Source organism: Shewanella sp. ZOR0012 (assembly GCF_000798835.1).
Lineage (GTDB): Bacteria > Pseudomonadota > Gammaproteobacteria > Enterobacterales > Shewanellaceae > Shewanella > Shewanella xiamenensis.
Window position 1 is genome coordinate 1 of the sequence record NZ_JTLE01000034.1, and the last position, 3,559, is coordinate 3,559.

The following is a 3,559-nucleotide window of genomic DNA, read 5'->3' on the forward strand; positions in this document are numbered from 1 at the left end:
TGGCCGCGTGGCGTGAGGCTCGCCCGGTGGCCGCCGCCGCTGCGCCGGAACTGCCGCAGGCGCTGACCGCTGCCATTGCCGCCGAGATCGAGCGGGCCGCATCGCGGGCACGCGGCGAGATCGAGGGCCGTCTGGTGCAGGCGCAGGCGGAGGCCGCCGAACTGGCCGCCGCTGGCGAGGTGCTGGAAGACGAACGCGACGAGCTGGCCGAGCAGGTGGCCGTGCTGACCACTGAGCGCGACACGCTGGCAGGCAAAGCCGCCCAGCAGGCCGCCGACTTGGCCGAGGCGCAGCAGCGCATCGAGCGCGAGCAGCAGGCGGCAGAGTCTGCGCGGCTGGAGGTGGCAACCGCCCGGCACAAGATCGAGGCGCAGGCCGAGCGCGTGAGCGAGCAGGCCGCCGAGCTTGTGCGCCTACGCGCCGCATTGGCCGAGGCACAGCAGGGCCGCACCGCCGCCGAACAACAGGCCGCCGTGCTGGCCGCCAAGCTGGAGGCGTGCGCCGACCGTGTGAGCCGCGCAGAGGCCCGCGCCGAGCAGATCGAGCAGCAGGCCGCCAAGGCTGCACAGGCCCACGACACCGCCCGCGCCGCAGCAGCGCAGGAAACCCGGCAGGCGCAGGCCGAGCGTGACGAGGCTCGCAAGGTGGCAGCAGAGGCCCGCGAGCAGGCCGCACGACTTGCCGGGCAGCTTGAGGCGCTGCGGAAGGCAGATCCTGTCCCCGCCGTTTTTCCCCCCGCATCGACTGGCGTATGATGTGGTTATCGGTGGCGTAGTTGGTTAGAAGCAAGCCATGTTTTCGCTTCGCTCAAACGGCTTGGCATGGGCTGCGCCCCTGCACCCCGGCGGCGCTCCCTTCGGTCGGCACCGCCCGCCGCATTCACTCGTTGGAGGCTCGTTCATGACGGCAGAAACAACCCCACCGCGCAAAGGCAGAGGAGGCCGCCCCAAGGGCGACCCCTCCGCCGTGCGCGCCTCGACCATTGGCGTCCGGGTGTCGGCGGAGGAATACGCCGCACTCCGGGCCAAGGCCGATCAGATGGGCATGACCCCGGCACAGTGGCTGCGGGAAGCGGCGCTATCCCGACGCCTACCGTCGCCACCAGTCCCGCCCATCAACCGCGAGCAGTACGCCGAACTGGCGAGACTCGCGGCCAACCTCAACCAGCTAACCCGGCTGGCGAACGAAGGCCGCCCCGTCACCGTTGCCGACGCGCTTTTGCAGCGGCTGGCCGGTGAAGTCGGGCGGCTTCGGCTGGCCCTCATTGGCGCGGGTGGCGGCGAATGATTGCCAAGATGGTCAAGGGCCGCGGCTTCCGTGGGGCGCTGGAATACGACCTCACGAAAGAGAAGGGCCGCGTCATTGATAGCAACATGGCCGGGCAAAACCCGCGAGAACTCGCCGCAGAATTTGGCGAGATTCGCAAGCTTCGCCCGAACTTGGGCAAGGCAGTTATGCATGTTTCGCTATCCGCCGCCCCCGGCGAAAAGCTTACGGATGAGCAGTGGCGGGAAGTCGGGCAGCGTTATTTGCGCGGGATGGGCTTCAAGGACAACCAGTTCGTCATCACCCGGCACACCGACACCGAGCACGAGCACATCCACATCTTGGCGAACCGCATCACCCACGCCGGCGAGGTGGTCAGCGACGGGCAGGACTACAAGCGGCAGGAAACCATCATGCGAGAGATCGAACGGGATTACGGCCTGCAACGGGTGGCCCCGAGCATCGAGGCCGAGCGCAAAGCGCCGACCAAGGGCGAGATCGAGCAGCACGCCCGCACCGGCCAGCCCAGCGCCCGGCAGCAGCTCCAGCAGATTTGTGACGCGTGCGCCAGGGATTGCCGCAGCTTCAGCGAGTACCAGGAGCGACTGGAGGCGGCAGGCGTGGAGGTGGTGCCGGTGGCCCAGCTCAACGGCGCGAAGCTGTCCGGTCTGTCGTACCGGCTGGACGGCGTGACCATGAAGGGCAGCGACTTAGGGAAGGGCTACACCGCCGCAGGCATCCAGAAAAGGGGCATCAGCTATGAGCAAGACAGAGACTTTGCGGCAGTCCGCCGCAGCATCGAACGAGACGCGGCTAGAGCGTTTGGCGAGCCAGATCGAGACAGTGAGGCAGGCCAAGCACCAGAGCGCGGAGGACTTGGCCGCGACGCTGGAGCCGCTGGCCCAAGCAATGGCGGCGCTGGCCGACGAGACCCGGCAGACGCTGGCCGAGATCGACCGCAAGAGCCGGGAGCAGGGCGAGACGTTCACGCGCCAGCTATCGGAGTCGGTGAAGGGCTACAAGGACGCGGTAGCTGCAGCGAGCCAAGCCGCCGAGAGCCTGAACCAAGCCGGGCAGCGGATGGAGTGGAGGCACTACGGCCTAGCCGTGGTAACGGGGTTGGTTACGGCGGCGCTCGTGAGCGGCTTTTGGCTTTGGCTGGCCCCGCCCAAGGTGCAGAACATGCTGGACGCGCAAGCGGTGGCGGAGTACCTGAAACCCGCCGTGATCGAAGCCTTGAAGCCATCCAGAGGCAGGTGACGGCGCTGGACGTGCCGCGCTTCGAGGTGGGCATCCGGGAGGCTAAGACCGGCCAGATGATGAACCGGGAATGGAGCCGCGCCGAGCTGGAGCAGTCCGCCGCGTGGCTCAAGCGGATGAACGCCAAAGGCAACGACGTGTATATCCGCCCGGCTGGCGAGCATGGCCTAGTGCTGGTCGATGACCTCAAGCCGCAGGCTCTGGAGCGCATGAAGGCGGAAGGATTCGCCCCCGCTGCGACCATCGAAACCAGCCCCGGCAACTATCAGGCGTGGGTCAAGCTGTCGGATAAACCGTTATCCGCAGACGTGCGGCGCATCGCGGCGCAGGGGCTGGCGAAGCAGTACGGCGGCGACAGTCGCCACTATGGGCGGCTGGCAGGCTTCACCAACCAGAAGCCGCAGCACGCCCGTGACGGTCGCCAGCCCTACGTACTGGCCCACGACTGCCCCGGCAAGGCCGCCAGATCCGCGCCATCGTACCTAGAACGCATCGAGCAGCACCTAGACAGGGCAGCGGCCCAGCAAGAGCGGGAAAAGCGCCTAGAGGCGCTGGAAACGGCCAAGCCGGGCGGCTATGGCTCGCAATACGACCCGGTGAAGGAGTACCAGCGGCAGGCGCAGCGCCTGATGCAGCGGTACGGCAAGGAAGCCGACTTCTCCCGGCTGGACTGGATGATTGCCACGGACATGGCGAAATCCGGGCGCTTCACGGCGCAGGACATCGAGAAGGGCATCCTGGAATGCTCCCCGCACGTTGAGAGCCGCAAGGCGGGCCACGTCGAGGACTACGCCCGGCGCACGGCGGCCAATGCGTGGGCAGCGCCAGAGGTGCAGGCCCACCGGCAGGAGCAGGAGCAGGAGCGAGAGCGGCAAGCACAGCGCAGCCGCGACCGGGACGGCCCCGGCATGATCCGTTGAGACTTTCCCCCAGCCCAGCAGGGCGTGGGGGCTGTTGTCATTTTCAGAAGACGACTGCACCAGACAACGCGGTTTGAAGGCTGTTGTGCAGTCGTCTATTGAACGAACAGTAT

The 3,559-nt window shown here is 67.5% G+C and carries 3 protein-coding genes and 3 pseudogenes; all 6 read left to right on the forward strand.

Annotation, left to right across the window (positions count from 1 at the left end; all coding sequences use genetic code 11):
* Positions 1 to 755: pseudogene (locus L976_RS01215) on the forward strand (hypothetical protein); the annotation flags it as partial.
* A gap of 145 nt (positions 756 to 900) precedes the next feature.
* Positions 901 to 1,287 carry a plasmid mobilization protein gene (locus L976_RS01220; protein ID WP_008168810.1) on the forward strand — a complete coding sequence of 129 codons (387 nt, stop codon included), beginning with the start codon at positions 901 to 903 and terminating at the stop codon, positions 1,285 to 1,287.
* An 8-nt stretch (positions 1,288 to 1,295) separates the two neighbouring features.
* Positions 1,296 to 1,697, forward strand: a pseudogene (locus L976_RS23815) (relaxase/mobilization nuclease domain-containing protein); the annotation flags it as partial.
* A 328-nt stretch (positions 1,698 to 2,025) separates the two neighbouring features.
* On the forward strand, positions 2,026 to 2,526 hold the full coding sequence (locus tag L976_RS23820) for an IncQ-type mobilization protein MobB (RefSeq protein ID WP_008168805.1): 501 nt from the start codon (positions 2,026 to 2,028) through the stop codon (positions 2,524 to 2,526).
* 5 nt (positions 2,527 to 2,531) lie between these two features.
* Positions 2,532 to 2,948, forward strand: a pseudogene (locus tag L976_RS23825) (DNA-primase RepB domain-containing protein); the annotation flags it as partial.
* Between the two features lie 207 nt (positions 2,949 to 3,155).
* Complete coding sequence (locus L976_RS23830) at positions 3,156 to 3,446, forward strand: hypothetical protein (RefSeq protein ID WP_435531872.1); 291 nt, start codon at positions 3,156 to 3,158, stop codon at positions 3,444 to 3,446.
* Positions 3,447 to 3,559: the final 113 nt, after the last annotated feature.

Excerpts from the sequence above, each read along its gene's own strand:
- L976_RS01220 (WP_008168810.1), top strand. The coding sequence starts at position 901 with ATGACGGCAGAAACAACCCCACCGCGCAAAGGCAGAGGAGGCCGCCCC.
- L976_RS23820 (WP_008168805.1), top strand. The coding sequence starts at position 2,026 with ATGAGCAAGACAGAGACTTTGCGGCAGTCCGCCGCAGCATCGAACGAG.
- L976_RS23830 (WP_435531872.1), top strand. The coding sequence starts at position 3,156 with ATGCAGCGGTACGGCAAGGAAGCCGACTTCTCCCGGCTGGACTGGATG.